15 protein-coding genes, 2 tRNA genes and 1 pseudogene are annotated in these 18,399 nt (G+C 49.1%); 5 read left to right on the forward strand and 13 right to left on the reverse strand.

Going from position 1 to position 18,399, the window contains the following annotated elements:
• Nucleotides 1–76: 76 nt before the first annotated feature.
• The 4 genes from A4G20_09620 to A4G20_09635 all read left to right on the forward strand — a co-directional run bounded on the left by A4G20_09620 (nucleotide 77) and on the right by A4G20_09635 (nucleotide 1,921).
• Nucleotides 77–152, forward strand: a tRNA-Ala gene (locus A4G20_09620).
• Nucleotides 153–229: 77 nt separating this feature from the next.
• Nucleotides 230–305: transfer RNA gene (locus A4G20_09625), tRNA-Ala, on the forward strand.
• 156 nt (nucleotides 306–461) lie between these two features.
• Entirely contained in the window at nucleotides 462–1,226 is a 765-nt protein-coding gene (locus tag A4G20_09630) for a bifunctional demethylmenaquinone methyltransferase/2-methoxy-6-polyprenyl-1,4-benzoquinol methylase (GenBank protein ID QIW16572.1), read from the forward strand.
• A gap of 74 nt (nucleotides 1,227–1,300) precedes the next feature.
• On the forward strand, nucleotides 1,301–1,921 hold the full coding sequence (locus A4G20_09635; GenBank protein ID QIW16573.1) for a hypothetical protein: 621 nt from the start codon (nucleotides 1,301–1,303) through the stop codon (nucleotides 1,919–1,921).
• On the opposite strand, the gene A4G20_09640 is transcribed toward A4G20_09635, so the two are convergent.
• From A4G20_09640 to A4G20_09700, 13 genes and pseudogenes are all read right to left on the reverse strand, one after another.
• On the reverse strand, nucleotides 1,918–3,156 hold the full coding sequence (locus A4G20_09640; protein ID QIW16574.1) for a hypothetical protein: 1,239 nt from the start codon (nucleotides 3,154–3,156) through the stop codon (nucleotides 1,918–1,920). The genes A4G20_09635 and A4G20_09640 overlap by 4 nt on opposite strands.
• A gap of 162 nt (nucleotides 3,157–3,318) precedes the next feature.
• A complete protein-coding gene (locus tag A4G20_09645; GenBank protein ID QIW16575.1) occupies nucleotides 3,319–4,023 on the reverse strand; it encodes a nicotinamide riboside transporter pnuC in 705 nt (234 codons plus the stop codon).
• Nucleotides 4,024–4,158: 135 nt separating this feature from the next.
• On the reverse strand, nucleotides 4,159–4,779 hold the full coding sequence (locus tag A4G20_09650; protein ID QIW16576.1) for a hypothetical protein: 621 nt from the start codon (nucleotides 4,777–4,779) through the stop codon (nucleotides 4,159–4,161).
• Between the two features lie 10 nt (nucleotides 4,780–4,789).
• Nucleotides 4,790–6,067 (reverse strand): histidine--tRNA ligase, encoded by a 1,278-nt coding sequence (locus A4G20_09655; GenBank protein ID QIW16577.1) that lies wholly within the window; start codon nucleotides 6,065–6,067, stop codon nucleotides 4,790–4,792.
• 188 nt (nucleotides 6,068–6,255) lie between these two features.
• On the reverse strand, nucleotides 6,256–7,371 hold the full coding sequence (locus A4G20_09660; protein QIW16578.1) for a 4-hydroxy-3-methylbut-2-en-1-yl diphosphate synthase: 1,116 nt from the start codon (nucleotides 7,369–7,371) through the stop codon (nucleotides 6,256–6,258).
• 15 nt (nucleotides 7,372–7,386) lie between these two features.
• On the reverse strand, nucleotides 7,387–8,388 hold the full coding sequence (locus tag A4G20_09665) for a hypothetical protein (protein ID QIW16579.1): 1,002 nt from the start codon (nucleotides 8,386–8,388) through the stop codon (nucleotides 7,387–7,389).
• A gap of 131 nt (nucleotides 8,389–8,519) precedes the next feature.
• Entirely contained in the window at nucleotides 8,520–9,557 is a 1,038-nt protein-coding gene (locus tag A4G20_09670; GenBank protein QIW16580.1) for an ABC transporter, read from the reverse strand.
• A 1-nt stretch (nucleotide 9,558) separates the two neighbouring features.
• A pseudogene (locus A4G20_09675) lies at nucleotides 9,559–11,209 on the reverse strand (iron ABC transporter permease).
• Nucleotides 11,210–11,447: 238 nt separating this feature from the next.
• Nucleotides 11,448–12,458: an iron ABC transporter substrate-binding protein gene (locus A4G20_09680; protein ID QIW16581.1), complete on the reverse strand. Its 1,011-nt coding sequence runs from the start codon at nucleotides 12,456–12,458 to the stop codon at nucleotides 11,448–11,450.
• A 117-nt stretch (nucleotides 12,459–12,575) separates the two neighbouring features.
• The gene (locus A4G20_09685; protein QIW16582.1) at nucleotides 12,576–14,336 is read right to left on the reverse strand and encodes a potassium transporter; all 1,761 of its coding nucleotides are present in this window, start codon (nucleotides 14,334–14,336) and stop codon (nucleotides 12,576–12,578) included.
• A gap of 86 nt (nucleotides 14,337–14,422) precedes the next feature.
• The gene (locus A4G20_09690; GenBank protein ID QIW16583.1) at nucleotides 14,423–15,397 is read right to left on the reverse strand and encodes a protein-export membrane protein SecF; all 975 of its coding nucleotides are present in this window, start codon (nucleotides 15,395–15,397) and stop codon (nucleotides 14,423–14,425) included.
• A 13-nt stretch (nucleotides 15,398–15,410) separates the two neighbouring features.
• Nucleotides 15,411–17,222, reverse strand: coding sequence for a protein-export membrane protein SecD (locus A4G20_09695; GenBank protein QIW16584.1), 1,812 nt, complete (start codon nucleotides 17,220–17,222; stop codon nucleotides 15,411–15,413).
• A 102-nt stretch (nucleotides 17,223–17,324) separates the two neighbouring features.
• Nucleotides 17,325–17,618 (reverse strand): preprotein translocase subunit YajC, encoded by a 294-nt coding sequence (locus A4G20_09700; protein ID QIW16585.1) that lies wholly within the window; start codon nucleotides 17,616–17,618, stop codon nucleotides 17,325–17,327.
• 219 nt (nucleotides 17,619–17,837) lie between these two features.
• Between A4G20_09700 and A4G20_09705 the strand changes: the two genes are divergently transcribed.
• Nucleotides 17,838–18,398: a hypothetical protein gene (locus tag A4G20_09705; GenBank protein ID QIW16586.1), complete on the forward strand. Its 561-nt coding sequence runs from the start codon at nucleotides 17,838–17,840 to the stop codon at nucleotides 18,396–18,398.
• Nucleotide 18,399: the final 1 nt, after the last annotated feature.

An 18,399-nucleotide genomic window follows, 5' to 3' on the forward strand; every position in this document is an offset into this window, starting at 1 on the left:
TAGGCATTTAAGTGGGGTTGGGCATTTTTCTGTTTGACGGCTTAGCCAGTCTTACCTATAATGCCTCCCACTTCTTGGGGGTATAGCTCAGCTGGGAGAGCGCTTGCATGGCATGCAAGAGGTCAGCGGTTCGATCCCGCTTATCTCCACCAATTTTCAAATCTTTGTTGTAAAACGAAGTCATATGTAGGTTAATCAGCTAAGGCCTGCATAATAAAACAAACCTTTTGGGGGTATAGCTCAGCTGGGAGAGCGCTTGCATGGCATGCAAGAGGTCAGCGGTTCGATCCCGCTTATCTCCACCAAAAACCAAACCTTGAAATAGTCTATTTCAAGGTTTTTTTCTTTTTTAGCCCCTCCTTATTTTTGTCGGCCTCTTCAAAAAATTTGCAAAATCTTGAGGAAATCTTACCGCTTTTTTGGTAAGGTAACGCCTATCTTTTTTGCATAGAAAAATCAGTATGAGCGAAACCAAGCCAACCCCAAACGAAACCACCCATTTCGGATTTAAAACCGTTGCCAAGGAAGAAAAGCAACAACTGGTTGCCCAAGTTTTCCATAGCGTGGCGGGCAAGTACGATCTGATGAATGATTTACTTTCCTTCGGCATTCACCGTGTCTGGAAGCGTTTTACCATTGATTGCAGTGGGGTGCGTAAGGGGCAGAAGGTCTTGGATTTGGCCGGCGGCACAGGCGATTTCACCGCCAAGTTTTCCCGCATTGTAGGCGAAAGTGGCCAGGTAGTCTTAGCTGATATCAACAGTTCTATGTTGGAAGTGGGCCGGGAAAAACTGCGTAACTTAGGCATTGTCAATAATGTGAGCTATGTGCAGGCCAATGCCGAATGCCTGCCCTTTGCGGACAACACCTTTGATTGCATTGTGATTAGCTTTGGCCTGCGCAACGTGACGGATAAGGACAAGGCCCTGCGTTCCATGTATCGGGTGTTGAAACCAGGTGGCCGCCTCTTGGTGTTGGAATTTTCCAAGCCTGTGATTGACCCCATTAGCCAGCTCTATAACTTCTATTCCTTTAATATTCTGCCTAAGGTGGGTGAAGTGGTGGTCAATGATGGGGAGAGCTATCGCTACTTGGCTGAGTCCATTCGTATGCACCCTAAACAGGACGAACTCAAGGCCATGATGGAAGCTGCTGGCTTTGACAGTGTCAGCTATTACAATTTAAGTGCGGGCATTGTGGCCCTACACCGAGGCTATAAATTCTAAAAAAGCAGCAAGCGGTTTGCAAAAATTAGCCTAATTTAGCCCGCTTGCACCTTGATTTACCACTGGACAAGACTGTGTTATCCCAACTCAAACAAAACCTCATGCTACCCCAACTGCTCTTGGGCGGCATAGAAACCCTCTTTAACCAACTCTTAAACCGTTCGCCCCATACGGCAGCTCAACTACGCAAGCTGGCAGGCAAGGTGCTACACATTGAGCTGAACTCGCCCCAATTAAACCTTTTTCTGCTTTTTAGTGAAAAACAAAGCGACTGGCTTTCGGTTTATGAGGGTGAAGCCGATTGTGCGGTCAGTTTAAGCCTGCAAACCCTGCCCAAGCTGGCCAAGAAACGGGAGCTGACCGAATTGATCAACAATCAATCCTTGATTTTAAAGGGCGATATTGAGGTTTTGCAGCACTTTGCCAGCCTCTTGGAAGGGCTTGAAAAAGACCCTGCGGAACTGCTCTCCCCTCTTTTGGGTGATGTGGCCGCCCAGGCTAGCACAGACTTGGCCAGTAAGCTCTTCCAAAAGGCCAAAAAACAAGCTCAAACCAATCAAGCCCATCTGGTGGAAAACCTTTTGCAAGAGCGGCCTGTCTTGGTTCACCGCCTCCAGCTCCTCCATTTTTATGATGAGGTAGAGGCGCTTAATCAGCGACTAATCCAGCTTGAAGAGAAGATAAAAGGACTTTAGTCTTCTATTTTACGAAAGCTAATTCTTGAGGTTTTATCGTCAAAACCACGAGCATAAACCCTCAGTATATTGCCCGAAAATTCTCCTTGCTTCGTCACTAGGGCGCTATATTCACAAATTAAGCGCTCTTCCCTCAAATTATGCGACAGATCTGGATTAAGGAAGGGATCAATTTTACTATATAATTGCCAACGTACTCGGCAACCCATAGGCAATTCTTCAGGATTTTTTGAACGAAGGTTAAATGTGGTTCCTCCTTCAGCACAGCCTATATGGGTAATGCTATAATTAAAAAATGCTTGGTCAGGTATAGGATGTGCATTCATAAAATGGAAGATACGATCACTAGCATAAACGTCTTGTCGGGCATAGGGCCAGATTTTATCCCCTAAGAAAAATTGATCACTAAAACGGTGATGCACTGGATTTTCCTGCATATAGGCTAGCATCTTACCCCACATATCTGGTACGCTCTGAGCCTTAGCCCCCCATAGCCCTGCTAAAATAAGCGCAGTATGGGAGCCTGAATCCCGAATGGTATGAAAACGCTGTCCGCTTTGGATCCACTCCGCCACGGCATGGGCTTCACGCCGAGAAATTACAGAATCCGCATCACGAAAAAGCACATAATTAGCACCAACTTCATTCATAGCCAAGAAACGCCACATAGTGCCAGGTAATTTTGCCTGTTCATCAGTTACCTTAATAATCTTGGTATAGGGATTTTTCAAGCGTTGTATAGCCTCTTCAGGCACACTGTCATCCACATAGAAATAAGCTATCCAACCAGGATAAATTTTATTTACTAGTTCCGCATTTAAAACGGCCGGCTCAAGATAAGCAGGCTTATCTCCATAGAGAGAAAAAGATAGGATATTTTGCCCCTGATTAGGCGACATTGGCAATAAAACAGGAGGGGTTGGGCAGTCTCTGGCAATCTCTCTGTCTCGTAGCTGGAGAGCCAAACTACCATAAATCGAGCACTGCTGCCAATCATGTTTAGCACCATAGGCGTGACTTAGTGCATCCAATATATTGATATGCAAGGCATCAATATGAAAGGCTTTTTTAGCTGTTTCAATGGCCTCATCCCATTTTTCTAAACGAACAAATAAAACTGCCATATCATTTAACACATCAATGTCTTGCGGATCGATTTGGTGAGCATGTTTAATTAACATTAAGGCAGTTTTCAGATCATTATCCCGCTTACATTGGTAAAAACCCTTTAGTATGAGGCTTTTTTGTTCTTGGAGAGATTGAGCGGGGGGGGGGGGGGGGGAGAAGGAAGAGTGTGATTTCTAGTATCGAATAAAGCCATATAAAAATAAAAAAGTGGTAAAATTGAACTACCTAATTTTACCACAAGAAAAAGCAATGATCAGTAAACTTATTACCTAACTAGCCTGAGGCTTCTGCAATTTTGTCCAGTTATAGAAGCCATAAACTGAGTTAAGCAGGTAGGCAATGTACATAACCATCATGGCAGCCGATCCCTCTTCAGCCTGGGACCAAAGGACAATGGACAAGACATTCAAGCCAATCCACAAGATCCACTGCTCACGGTAGCGTAAGATCATAAGCAACTGTGCTGCCACCACCACAATTGTCGTCAAACCATCTAGGCCGGTTGAGCTGCCGCCCGCTGCTTGGAGGGCTTGAATAAAGAGTAAGGTACCCAAGCTAATAGCTGCAAGTAAGATAATCCAGCCCTTGAGGCTAAGGGATTTGGCAATAACCGTTTCGCCCCCCTGGTCTTTTTGCATATTGGCCTTCCATAAGAAGTAGCCAATAAATTGGGCAGGAATATAAACATAAAGCACGGTGTTCATCTCGCCCAGGTAATTAGCCCCCCAGGCCACATAGAAATAGCTATAGGCAAAAATCAGACCGAAGAAGTAGTTACTCACCTTGCCCTTACCCACGAAAACCACGCAGATAATGCCTGAAATACCCGCAATCATCCCCAGAAGGGAATCTGGCGATTGGATATAGACCCCAATTTGGGCCAAGACAAAGAGCGCCAACCAAAAGACTTCAAAGGGTTTCCAGCCTCCAAAAAATTCCTGTTTGAGTTGCGCAACCCAGTTTTGTTGATTCATATACATACCTCATTTAATGTGATCTAAAACGGAGGCTATTTAACGCCTTTTTGGGTAAAAATGTCAAGTATAAATACCATTTTTGTGAGCTTTATCACAAAAAAAGAGGCTGTCCGTGACAGCCTCTTTTCATACTTATAGATTATTCAAGCGAGCCTCAATTTGTGCCTTATCTTGCTCAGCCTCTGCATTAGCCTTGGCCTGCTCATAGGCACTTTTAGCCGCAGCCTTATCTCCCTTGGCCACCAAAATATCCCCCGTTAGCACCTGCTTACGCAGCTCCCAGGCCTTGTCCTTAACTTGTCCCAAGGTGGTCAGCGCCTCATCAAAGTTCTGAAGCTGGAAATCTACCGCAGCCAGGCGCATACGGATCAGATTCTGCAAGGTGGCATCGCTAGTGTTAGCCAGTGCCGTTTGCAGAGCCGCCTTGGCCTTGGCGAAATCGCCTGCCACAACCTGCTCTTTGGCCAGTCCTAATTGGGCAAAGGTGGCATAGGCCGAGCCTTGGTTTTCTGCAATAAACTTCTCAACAAGCGGGGCATTTTTGGCAGGATCTTGCAAATAGCTTTCAAACACCTGTTGGTAAGTGGCCGAGGTTTCTTGGGCAGATTGGAGCTGGTGATTTTTCCAAAAATTCCAGCCAAAAACACTGCCTGAAATCACGACCAAGACCAACAAAATGGCCGTGCCGTTTTTCTTAAACCACTCTTTAACGTCGTTAAATTCTTGTTCTTCGGTCTTGTTAAAATAATCCATCTTGATCCTCTTAGGCAAAACGTTGGGTTAATTCATTGATCAGATCAGCCTGTTTGACAGTGACTTGCTCCGTCTCTCCAAACAGATCCTTGACCACCACAGTCTGATCGGCCACTTCACTCTCGCCTAAAACTAGAGCGATCTTGGCCCCAGACTTGTCGGCCCGCTTAAATTGCTTCTTGAAGTTGCCACCTGAACAGTGGAGCATGGTACGCAGGTTTGGCAGGGCGGAACGCAGTTTTTCTGCCAAGCCAAAAGCGGCAATGTTGGTTCCCTCTCCCGCATAAACCACATAAATATCGACAGGATTTGGCAGGCTTAGGCTCTGGTTCACTTCCTGAACTAAAAGCACCAAGCGCTCAATCCCCATGGCAAAGCCCACACCTGGGCTGGCGTGTCCGCCGAGTTGAGCAACCAAGCCATCGTAGCGGCCACCACCACAAACCGTCCCTTGGGAGCCCAGGGCTGTGGTGACCCATTCAAAGACGGTCTTATTATAGTAATCCAGGCCTCGCACTAACTTCTGATTGACCTCATAGGCAATGCCCATTTGATCAAGAATATGGCAAAGCTGCTCAAAGTGGGCCTTGGCTTCTTCATCTAGGAAGTCGTGCAGTTTTGGCGCATGATTAAGGACTTCTTGGATTTTTTCGTTCTTGGTGTCCAAGATCCGCATGGGGTTAGTGTCTAGGCGGCGTTTGCAGTCTTCATCTAAAATATCTAAATGATCTTGCAAGAAAGCGACCAAGGCTTCACGGTACTTGATTCGAGTTTCCAAACCACCAATTGAGTTAAGCTGTAGGCTAACGTGTTGGCGAATGCCCAGTTTTTCCCAGAGGCGAGCGGTGAGAAGAATAAGTTCGGCATCGGCTTCAGGGTTGGCAATGCCAAAGACTTCCACACCACATTGGTGGAACTGGCGGTAGCGGCCCTTTTGTGGACGTTCATAACGGAACATAGGCCCCATATACCACATACGTTGTTCGTTGTTGTAGATCCAGCCGTGTTCAATGGCTGCCCGCACACAACCGGCCGTGCCTTCAGGGCGAAGGGTCAGGCTTTCATCATCTCGGTCTTTGAAGGTGAACATCTCTTTTTCCACGATGTCGGTTGCCTCGCCCACACCACGGGCAAAGAGGTTGGTTGCCTCTAAAATAGGGCTACGCATTTCGCTGTAACCATAACTGGCCAGGGTGTCACGAATCTGCCCTTCCACCCACTGCCAGAGTGGGCTTTCGGTCGGGGCCAGATCGTTCATGCCCCGAATTGCTTGAATGGTTTTTGCCACTGTTTGTCCTTTATCTTCTCTATGTTACCCACGCACGGCAAGCCGTACGTGGTTACGAATAAGTGAGGGGCTTTGCCCCTCTAAAACCTTTTGATAGCGCCAGCGTCCTCGCTGGTGCTACTTTCCTCTGATTTATCAAGAAAACTTTGGCACCAGCGAGGACGCTGGCGCCATCAGAGAAAATTTTGTTATAACTGCTCCACCGGAATCCGATTAGCCTCGCTCTGCATGGCCACCTTGGCTCGGATCTTAGCCTCTAACTGGTCGATCAATTTTTCGTTGTCGAAACGCTCTTTCTGGCGTACGCCGTCAAGGTAGTAGCCGCTCATCTTATTGGCTCCAGTTACGCCTAAGTCTGACACCAGGGCTTCGCCTGGGCCATTGACCACGCAACCGATAATGGAGACATCCATCGGGGTGATAATATCTTCCAAACGCTGCTCCAGGGCATTGACCGTGCCAATCACATCAAACTCTTGACGAGAACAGGTTGGGCAGGCGATAAAGTTGATGCCACGGGAACGAATACGGAGCGACTTAAGAATATCAAAGCCCACCTTGATTTCTTCCACTGGATCGGCCGCAAGCGAAACCCGCAAGGTGTCGCCAATGCCTTCTGAAAGCAGTAAGCCTAAACCAATGGCTGATTTAACGGCTCCGGCTCTGGCACCACCTGCTTCGGTAATCCCTAGGTGGATAGGCTGCTTAATGGCCTTGGCTAACAAGCGGTAGGATTCCACCGCCAAAAAAACATCTGAGGCCTTCACGCTGACCTTAAATTGGTCGAAGTTAAAGCGATCTAAAATTTCCACATGACGCAGGGCAGATTCCAAAAGAGCTTCTGGAGTTGGCTCACCAAATTTTTCCTGGATATCCCGCTCCAGTGAGCCGGCATTTACGCCAATGCGGATAGGAATATTCTTATCCTTGGCACAGTCCACCACCGAGCGGATCCGCTCTTCATTGCCGATATTGCCTGGGTTGATCCGCAGGCAGTCCACGCCGTATTCAGCCACTTTCAGGGCAATGCGGTAGTCAAAGTGAATATCGGCTACCAGAGGCACATTGACCTGTTGCTTAATGAGCTTAAAGGCCTCAGCCGCGTCCATGGTCGGGACGGAAACCCGTACAATATCGGCTCCCACTCTTTCCAGGGCCTTAATCTGGGCCACGGTTGCTTCCACATCGGTGGTTCGGGTGTTGGTCATGGATTGCACCGCAATCGGTGCATCGCCCCCCACAGGCACCTTGCCAACATAAATTTTGGTCGATTGACGACGTTTAATAGGTGATTCTTGTAGCATATTCTTCAAATCAAATTATTGTGCTAAAGGCAGGCGTAAACGAACCACACGGCCATCTACCTTCAAAGGAATTTCCTTGCCCTTGTAATAAAGTTTCACATTGGCCGGTGCGCCAATGGTCAGGCGGTATTGCTCGTTGCCGTTAAAATTCAGCACCTCGCCCGCATTGTAGGTTTTTTCTGCCAAGCGCTTGCCCTTGGCCCCCCGCACGGTTAGCCAGCTGGTTGCTTGGGTCACTTCAATGCGTAACTCATCTTCAATTACCGCAGGAGCAGGAGCTGATTCTGCCGCCGTTTCATTTGCACCTTCAAGAGGCACGGCAATTTCAGTCGGCTGGTTTTGCATTAAGACATTTACCGCCTCATTTGCTACGGGTAGCTGTGGCTGCTCTGTTTTAACTTCCGAATTTGCAGGTTCTGACGAATTTTCTACCGCTTGTTGGACAGCCAGCTCGGCTTCAACAGGGGCGACAGGAGCCACTTCAGGGTTAGTCTGCACTGCTGCGATGGCATTGGTTTGGCTCTCGCTTGGTGTGGTTTCTGTAGCAGTTGGCAAATTGATGGCCACACTGTTGTCTGCTGTAGCTTGTGTGCTTGAGCTCGTGGTTTGGGCCACAAGTTGCTCACGGTTTTGCTGATCTTTTTGATGTTCCTGCCACCACCAAAGGCCGGTCATACCAAAGGCAGCCAAGAGGACTAAGACCGTGAGGGTTTTAAGCACCTTGCCATGGGAGCGGGAATGGTGATTGATCATAGGCTTTTTAGCCACAGGTGGGATTTTCACCTCGCCATAATTGACCGAACCAATCAATTCTTCAGGCAAGCGTAAGAAACGCACATAATTACGCACATAGCCACGCACAAAGGCTGGGGCAACATTGGGCAGGATGAAAATATCATTTTCAAGGGAATCAATATGAGCCTGTTTGAGCTGGGTTTGCTTGGCCACCTCTTCAATCGTTAGGTTTAGGGCTTCTCGGGCTTGTTTAAGCTGCTGCCCTAAGGAAAGGTTCTCCATCTTTATGACCTTCTTGGTTGGTTTTAGGAAAAAATTAGGCGGAATTTTACCTTAAAAATCTAAAATTCGCTATCAATAAAAGCCCCACCGCTTATCTTTTCCTATGGGTAAACCAGCCTAAAGGCCCAAGCCTAGCTATCTAAAAGCACAGCCCTCTGCCCCACAAAACCAAGCTCCACTCGCTGCCCTTTTTCCAACCTGGTGCTATCAAACACGGTCAAGACAAAACCTGCCAAGTCCACTTCATAGCGGAAATACTGGCCCAAGAAAAGGCGGTTTTGAATAGTGGCAGGGCCATTTGGATTGGGCTTTAAGCAGAGTGCTTCCGGGCGAATGAGCCAGGTGTAGCCTTGGCCTACAAGCGGTGGAGTTTGGTCAGTTTTTTGCAAAGGCGCCTCAAACTGAATGAGGCCCAAGGCACTTTCTAGCTGGTTCGGGCTAAGACAGGTGCAAGGCAGGTAGTTGGTTCCGCCTAAAAATTCGGCCACAAATTTGCTGATGGGTTGGTGATAAAGTGCTTCTGGCAGGCCAAATTGGACGATCTGGCCGCCCTCCATAACCGCAATCTTATCAGCAAAGGCAAAGGCCTCTTCCTTGCTGTGGGTGACGAAAATGGCTGGCACGCCCTGGGTTTTGAGGATAAGGCGAATCTCCTGAATCATGGCATAGCGGGTTTGGCTGTCGATATTGGAGAAGGGTTCATCCAAAAGGAGCAGATCAGGCTGACAGGCCAAGGCCCGGGCAATGGCCACCCGCTGTTGCTGCCCGCCTGAAAGCTCATGGGGATAGCGTTGTTCCAAGCCTGTTAGGTGGGTCAAGGCCAAGAGGTCTTGGGTGGTTTTTTCCTGCTCGGCTCGGCTTAGGTGGCCGATGCCAAACTGGATATTCTGGGCCACGTTCAAATGGGGAAAGAGGGCGTAGTCTTGGAAGATAAAGCCAATCTTGCGGGCCTCAATCGGGGTTTGGAGCAGGTTGCAATTTTTAAGCGAAATTGACCCGCTTGTAAGCGGGATCAGGCCGGCAATGGCCTTGAGCAAGGTGGTTTTGCCACAGCCACTGGCCCCCAAAAGGCAGACAATTTCCTTATCATAAACGGCTAAGTCCAGCGATTTGAGCACGGCCTCTTGGCCAAACTGACAGCTGAGGTTTTGAATATCTAAAATTTTCATCCTATCTTTCCTTGTCTGACTGGGAGAGAAGCGACTTGGTCAGCCACATCACGGGATAAGCCCCACTAAAACTAGCACGATGGCTGGCAGGGCAGCCCGCTCTAGCTGTTCATCCGAGGTAAAGGTAAACACATGGGTGGCCAGGGTATCGAAATTGAAGGGGCGAAGCAGGAGGGAGGCATTGAGCTCCTTCATGCTCTCAATAAAAACCATCAGGCCAGCGGTTAAAATTCCCTTGTAAATCAGGGGGATATGCACACTACTCAACATTTTCCAACCGTTCTTGCCCAGGGTCTGGCTGGCCATATCCAGGGAAGGGGAAATTTTGCCTAGAGAACTTTCCAGGCTGCCAATGGCCATGGCCAGGAAGCGGATACAGTAGGCCACCACCAAAGCAAAAAGCGAGCCTGAAAAAATCAGCCCGACTGTGGGCAGCTCCAGGCTTTTAAGCAGAGCGTGGAGCTTGTGATCAGCCAAAGTCAGGGGCGAGAGCAGGCCGATGGCCAGCACCGTGCCGGGAATGGCATAGCCCAGGGAGGAAATTTGCAGGGGCAAGCGGTTGAATTTGGCCGAAAATTTGCAAGTATCGGATTTTAGTCGCTGGGCAAAATGCAGGATAAGAGCAAGCCCTACAGTAATCATCGAGGCCAGCACCGACACCAGCAGGCTGTTTTGGGCGTACTCAACAAAATCCGCATTCCAAGACTGTTCAAAATAATCATAGGCCCAATAGAGCAAGCGGGCCAGGGGCAGGAGGAAGGCCAAGGAAACCAGGCCCCAGCACCAAAGCTGGGCCAGCCAGAACTTCCAGCCGGTCAGCACTTGCAGGCTGGCCTTTTTTTCATAGCCCCGCTGGTAGGTTTTCTGCTTGCGGCGGCTGTACTGCTCCAGGCTAATCAGGAAGAAGATGAGGCCTAGCATAAAGAGGGAGATTTGGCTGGCCGTGCCCAGGTCGTGAAAGCCCAGCCAGGTGTCGTAGATGGCCGTGGTCAGGGTGGGCACGGCGAAATAGGCCACCGTGCCGAAATCCCCAGGGTTTCCATGGCCACCAGGGCCATACCGATGGCGACTGCCGGGCGAATCAGGGGAAAGGTAATACGAGAAAAGACCTGCCAGCGGCTGGATCCTAATAGGCGGGCCGATTGCACCAGGTTTTCTGATTGTTCTAAAAGGGCAACCCGGGCTAGTAAAAAGATGTAGGGATAGAGCACCAGGGCCAGCACAAAGCAGGCACCATAGAGGGTGCGGATTTGGGGAAACCAGTAGTCCTGCGGCCTTTGCCAGCCGAAAATGGCCCGTAGGCTTTCTTGAAAGGCCCCGGAATAGTCCAGTAGGTCGGTGTATAAATAGGCGATCAAATAGGCCGGCATAGCCAGGGGCAGGCAAAGCAGCCATTGGAGGATCTTCTGGCCTGGGAAACGGTAATGAGCCACAATCCAGGCACTGGGCAGGGCAAAAATCAGGGAAAGAGCAACCGTTCCTAGCACCAGGAGAAAGGAATTAGACAAGTAGCGGGGCAACATGGTCTGCCAGAGATGTTGCAGGTTCTCCCACTGGCCGCCAAAGCTATGAAACAGAATGGCCAAAAGCGGCAAGGCGACAAGCAGGCAGATGGAAAAGGAAGAAAGTTGCCAGGAGAGGGATGGTTTCATTCTATTTATTATTATGCTGATTAAAGATCCCCTCCCCCGCCTGCGGGGGAGGATTGTCAAGTTCTAAAAAATCAATTCAGTGTGATTGGTAGGGACGCATTGCATGCGTCCGCAAACGAAATAAATACACTTTTTCGGTTATGATATATCGTAATGGACGCATGCAATGCGTCCCTACTATAGAACTTGGCAACCCTAGCTTGTGGGGGAGAGGGTTGCTCATTAAGGAAGTTAAATGTTACTTCACATCATCAAACTTGACTTCATCCACTAATTTAAGGGCTTTTTCATAGTGGGAAGCGATGGTTTCGAGTTTGATGGCATCTGGTGAGAAGCTACCCCAGCCTTTTACTAAGGCAGATGGTTCCACGCCCTCTTTTACTGGGTATTCGTGGTTGAGTTCTGCGTAAAGGTGTTGAGCTTTATCGCCACTGAGATACTCAATCAATTTCACCGCATTGGCCTTGTTAGGGGCGTGCTTGGCCACGGCCACGGCACTGATGTTTACATGGGTGCCGAAGTTGCCTGATGGGAAGTTGATAACCGCAGATTCCGCCCAAGCCTTTTGTTTTTCATCGTCTAACATTTTGCCGTAATAGTAGCTATTGCCTAAAGAATAGTCACAAACGCCCTCTTTGATGGCTTTGACTTGGTCACGGTCGCCGCCCTGTGGTTTTTGGGCCAGGTTGGCTTTAAGGCCTTCTAAGTAAGCCTTGGTATTGGCTTCGCCGTAGTGTTCGATCATAGAGGCAAAGAGGGAGACGTTGTAGGCATTTTTACCTGAACGCACGCAAACCTTGCCCTTGTATTCTGGTTTGGCGAGGTCTAAGTAGTCAAAACCGGCTGGCAAGGCACCAACACGATCTTTAGATGAATAAATCACACGGGCTCGTTTGGTTAAGCCGAACCATTCGCCCTTGGAATCACGGAAGGCAGCTGGGATGTTTTTCTCAAGCACCTTGGAATCGATTTTTTGGGCCAGACCAGCATTAACGATTTCCATCACACGGCTGATGTCCACGGTTAAGAGCACATCTGCTGGGCTGAGTTCGCCCTCGTTTTTGACACGATCAACCAAACCCTTGTCGGCAAAGATGACGTTTACCTTGATGCCGGTGTCCTTCTCAAAGTTCTTGAGCATTGGCTCAATTAAGTAGGGTTGGCGGTAGGAATAGACATTGACTTCATTGGCTGCAAGGGCAGAGCTTGCACATAGGGCCAGGGTTAAAGCGGATAGGGCTTTTTTCATTGGGGTCTCCTTTTTATACATAAAAATAATCTCTCCCTACCTTTTAATGTAAAGAGAGATTAAAGAGATTGTACAAAAATTGACAACATTGTCAATAGGAATTGTTACTATTTACTTTTAATGCTGCTTGATGTTACCAAATAAAAGCGCGCGACCTTCAAATTCATCGCCTGCTTGCTCAAGGGCAAAACGCTCGGCATCACGCTGGCGAACCTGCTCCTCAATCACGGTGATTTCTTCTTCATCTACGCCCAAGGCCTTAAGGGCCTTGTTGCCTAGGCGAATAGAAGCATCAAAGGTTTCACGCAGGGTGAAGTCAGCATCGGCCTTAACCAATTCCAGTTCGTTTTTGCGATCATAGGCACGGGCCACAATCTTGACCTTCTGGCAGAGGTGGCGGCAGTTGTCCACAATCTGCACCGCGGCTTTCGGGTCATTAACACAGACAATCACGCAGTCCACATTGGTTACGCCCGCATTGCGTAGCACATCCAAGCGGGTGCCATCGCCATAATAGACCTTAAAGCCATATTGCTTGGCACCACGGATAACATCTGGGTTATTGTCGATGATGGTGATTTCAGAACCATAAGCAATCGGCGCCTGGCTGGCAATTTGACCCACTCGGCCAAAGCCCACAATCAAGACATTACCCCGCAATTCTTCGGCATCTTCAATATGCTCTACCCCATCTAGATCGAAGCCCACCTTGCTGCCGAAGCGTTTGAGTAGGATGATCATCACAGGGGTCAAGGCCATGGAAAGCACCACAACGGCCGTCATATTGGCATTGACCGTGCTGTCGATCACACCACTTTTGGCTGCCGCTGCAAAGAGAACAAAGGCAAATTCACCCCCTTGGGCCATCAAGACCGCACGGTCTAGGGCTTCGGTGTGGCAGGCCTTGAGCAGGCGGGCAATAACGTAGATACAGATAAATTTAGCCGTCATAAAGGCAAAGAGGGTGGAGGCAATTAAGACCCAGTTCTCGGCCACGACATGCAGATCCAAAGCCATGCCCACGCCCAAGAAGAAGAGGCCTAAAAGCAAGCCACGGAAGGGCTCAATATCCACTTCCAACTGGTGGCGGAAGCTGGATTCAGATAAAAGCACGCCAGCCACAAAGGCCCCCATGGCCATCGACAGGCCGCCCACTTCCATTAAAAGGGCTGAGCCTAAGACCACTAGGAGGGCGGCAGCCGTCATCACTTCACGGGCCTTGGACTTGGCCAGCATCTTAAAGAAGGGGTTGATGAGGTAGTGACCAATCACCAACAAGGCTACCAAGGAACCACCTGCAATGCCGATTTCCGTTAAGATCTCAGCTGTGGTCTTGGCTGGCACATTAGGATCGGTTGGGGCAATAAAGGTGACCACCGCCAAGAGAGGCACAATAAGGAGGTCTTCAAAGAGAAGAATGGACACCATCTTCTGACCACGAGGGGCTGACATTTCGCCCCGTTCGCTCAAGACCTGCATCACAATGGCTGTTGAAGTCAAAACAAAGCCTGAAGCAGCCACAAAGGCGATCTGCCAAGGGAAGCCGGCCATAATGCCGATCAGGGTTAAGATCACGGCTGCTGTGATCACCTGCATGGTGCCCAGCCCGAAAATCTGCCCCCGTAATTCCCAAAGGTGGGCAGGCTTCATTTCTAGGCCGATAATAAAGAGGAACATAACCACACCCAGTTCTGCGGTGTGGATAATGGTTTGCGGGTCTTGGAAAAGCCCTAAACCAAAGGGGCCGATAACCAGGCCTGCGGCCAAATAGCCTAAAACCGAGCCAAGCCCTAAGCGTTTAAAGAGGGGGACGGCAATCACTGCTGCCCCAAGGAGGGTAACGACCTTCACCAGTTCGTGTGCGCCTTCTGCTGCCATAATTTTCCTTACAATAAAAACCGAGATAAAAGAGAAAACAAGCGGTCGAGATTTGCAGAAAATCTACAAATTTCAACCGCTTGCGCCTAATAATCAATAAAGGAGGTTGAATCTGCTCCTTCTTTTTCCACCACAGGCTGAACCATATGCTCACGCTTCAAGCCAAATTGCAGGGCCAGGCCGACTGCAACATAAATGGAAGAATAGGTCCCGAAGACAATACCAATCAAGAGGGCCAAAGAGAAGCTATGCAGGGTCGGGCCGCCCAACCAGAGCAAGGCCAAGACCACGAAAAGCGTGGTGACCGAGGTCATCAAGGTTCTTGAGAGGGTTTGGCTCAAGGAGATGTCAATCACTTCCTGGGCGCTGACCCGGCGGATCCTACTGAAGTTTTCCCGCACACGGTCGAAAACCACGATACTGTCGTTGAGGGAATAACCCACCACCGAAAGAATGGCCGCCACGAAGGTCAGGTCCACTTCAATTTGGAAGAAGGAGAAGACCCAAAGGGTCACCAATACATCGTGGAAGAGGGCCATAACCCCGCCCAAGGCCAGGCGTTTTTCAAAGCGCATGCCCACATAAAGCAGGAGCATGGCAAGCGTGGCAAGCGTGCCGTAAATAGCGCCCTCAGTTAGCTCCTTACCCACGTTTGGGCCGACAAATTCAATGCCTTGAATTTTGGCATCAGCGTCTAGGCTTTGGTGGATAATGCCCATGACCTTATCGCCCAGGCCTGGTTCTGCCACCGAGGCAGGCAGGCGGATCATCACATCCTTGGTCGAACCAAAGGTTTGCACCAGAGCACTGGAATAGCCGTTAGCATCTAGCACATCACGCACCTTGCCTAGGTCGGCTGGCTGGGAGAAGTTGGTTTCAATTACCGTGCCACCGGTAAAATCCAAGCCCCAGTTAAAGCCCTTGGTAGCAATGGTCAAGATACAGAAAATCGTCACCAGGGTTGAAAAGATAAAACCGACATAGCGGTATTTCATAAAAGGAATGAGTTTATAAGGAAGTTTGACTTCTGACGCATTCACTTCAATCGGTTGAGTTGCCATAAGCTAAGCCCCCTTAAATCCAAAGTTTTTTGACACGTTTGCCACCATAGACCCAGTTTACCAACATACGGGTGCCCGTAATGGCGGTGAACATGGAGATCAAGACCCCAAGCGAGAGGGTGATGGCAAAGCCCTTGATTGGGCCAGTTCCCACACCATAAAGCACAAGAGCGGTTAAGATGGTAGTGAGGTTGGAGTCAAAGATACTGCTGAAAGCACCATTATAGCCCTCTTGAATAGCCTGCTGTATGGAGCGGCCATTACGCAGTTCTTCCTTGATCCGTTCATAAATTAGTACGTTGGCATCAATGGACATCCCGACCGATAAAACCAAACCTGCGATCCCTGGCATGGTTAAGGTGGCACCAATGATGGACATTGCACCTACGGCGAGGATCATATTGGCTAAAAGCGCAACCGAGGCAAAAATGCCGAAGACCTTATAGTAAACCAAACAAAAGAGAATGGTTAAGCCCAAGCCCAAGTAGCTGGCCTCCATCCCTTGCTTGATGTTATCTGCCCCCAAGGAGGCCCCGATGGTGCGTTCTTCCACGATCACAATCGGCGCAATCAAGGCACCTGAACGAAGAAGCACAGCTAAGTTTTGGGCTTCAGCGGCAGAGTCCACACCTGTGATTTGGAAGTGGCTGCCAAAACGGCCTTGGATGGTGGCCACGTTAATGACTTCTTCATGCTTGTCTAGGATAACCTTGCCATTTTCGTCCTTACGGCCTGAATCCTTATACTCACGGTAAAGGGTGGCCATGGGCTTGTGGATAGAGCGCTTGGTTTCTTCCGACATAATGCTGCCGCCCTCAGCATCAAGGGTAATGCTAACCTGCGGGAGGCCACGGTCGTCCTTGCCAGATGAAGCATCAATAATATGCTCCCCGCCTAAAACTACCTTCCGTCTTAAGATAACTGGGTTGCCGTTACGATCCATCTTCATTTCCGAATCGGCAGGCACAATGCCCCGTGCTAACTGGGCTGGATCAACATCGTCTTTGACCATACGGAACTCAAGCGTGGCTGTTGCCCCCAAGATCTCTTTAGCTCGGGCAGTATCTTGCACACCTGGCAATTCCACTACGATCCGCTCTGCCCCTTGGCGCTGAATGGTTGGCTCAGATACCCCCAACTCCTCTACCCGCTTACGCAAAATGGAGAGGTTCTGCTCAATGGCCGAAGCACGGGCTTCAGACAGGCCTGTGTCAGATAATTTCAGGGCCAATAAATTTGGCGCAGCAAGTTGCACATCTAAGGTTTGGTGCTGACGGCGAATAAAACGAGCAGCTTTTTCAGCGCTGTCGCTGTCCTCAAATTCGACTTCTGTGACGAAATTTTCCTGTTTTTTGAAGGACTTAGGCTGCAACTTCTCACGGCGTAACTCATTACGCAGGCTTTCTTGTAGGCTATCCTGCATTTTGGACAGGGCGGTGTTCATGTCCACTTCCATCAGGAAGCGTACCCCACCCCGCAAGTCCAAGCCCCGCTTCATGGGGCTACCGCCAATGCTGGTCAGCCAGTCTGGCGTGGCAGGTGCCAGGTTAAGGGCTACGGAATAGTTGTTGCCTAAGACTTCTGAAATTTTATCCTTGGCTGGTAATTGCTGTTCGTCTTGCTCAAAACGCACCAAAATCGAGCCATTCTCAAGATTCAGCGCCTTGGGCGTGATGTTCATGGAAGCAAGTACCTGCTGTACTTGAGTCAGGGTTTGACTGGTAGCTTGCTGACCCCGTGTGCCTGAAATTTGCACAGACGGGTCTTCGCCATAAAGGTTAGGAAGGGCATAAAGGCCACCGATGGCAACAATAAAGATGACCATCAGGTTCTTCCAAAGGGGAAAACGGTTTAACACAATGTTTACCTGTATTAAAGACGAAAATGAGCAGGCAGAAGCCCGCCTAGCTCATTATCAGGGTTGAAATTAAAGGGTTTCGATAGAACCTTTTGGTAGCACGGCTACCACGAAATCACGTTTAATGGTCACTTCTGTGTTGGCGTTTAAAGCAAGCACGATGTTGTCGCTGTCGGCTTTTACTTTGGTGATTTTGCCAATCAAACCGCCACTGATGAGGACTTCTGTGCCCTTTTCAAGGCTGGCCAATAGTTCACGTTGTTGTTTTTGACGCTTGGCCTGTGGACGATAGATCATAAAATAGAAGATTAAACCGAAAATCACCAGAATAAAGATCATTTCCATTCCGCTACCTTGTTGCATAAAAGCTCCTTATAAATCAATGAGTTAAATTAAAAATGAAATTTTTCTTATTAGGCTTCAAACGCCAAGAAAAATTGGGGACTACCATAGCATAAAATCGCCTGATTTTCGAGAAAAAAATCAGGCCAGGACAGATCAGCTCTGTTTGCTTTGACTTTTAGGCTAGAATGGGGATATTGTGTTCCTCCCCTTTCATTTCAATATATCATAGGAAAAAAGATGAAAAAATATCTCCTGCAAGCGGGCCTGCTGGCCGCTTTTTTTGCAAATTCTGCCCTGGCCCATAATGTTCAAGTGAATGCCAACTTACCTGCCGTGTCGGTGGCTGACAGCGGCGAATTGCTGGTCAAGTCTGGCAAGGTCAGCTATCAAAGCTGGTCTGCCAATCAACTCAAGGGCAAGGTGCGGGTGGTGCAGCACATTGCCGGGCGCAGCAGCGTCAAAGAGAAAAACCAGGCCCTGATGGATGCCATCAAGGCGGCCAAGTTCGATGGCACAAAATACCAAACCACCACCATTATCAATGCCGATGATGCCATTGTTGGCACGGGGATGTTTGTGAAAAGCAGTGCAGAAGACGGCAAACTGGCCAACCCTCATTCTCAAGTCGTGCTAGACCAAGAAAGCAAGGTTAAAAAGGCTTGGGCCCTTAAGGATAAAGAAAGTTTTATCGCCGTGCTAGACAAACAGGGCAAGGTGCAGTTTGTGTCTGAGGGCAAGCTGTCTTCAGCCCAAATCAAGCAGGTGATTGAGTTGGTTAATCACTTACTTGGCCAGTAAC

It is taken from the genome of Pasteurellaceae bacterium RH1A (assembly GCA_012221805.1).
Lineage (GTDB): Bacteria > Pseudomonadota > Gammaproteobacteria > Enterobacterales > Pasteurellaceae > RH1A.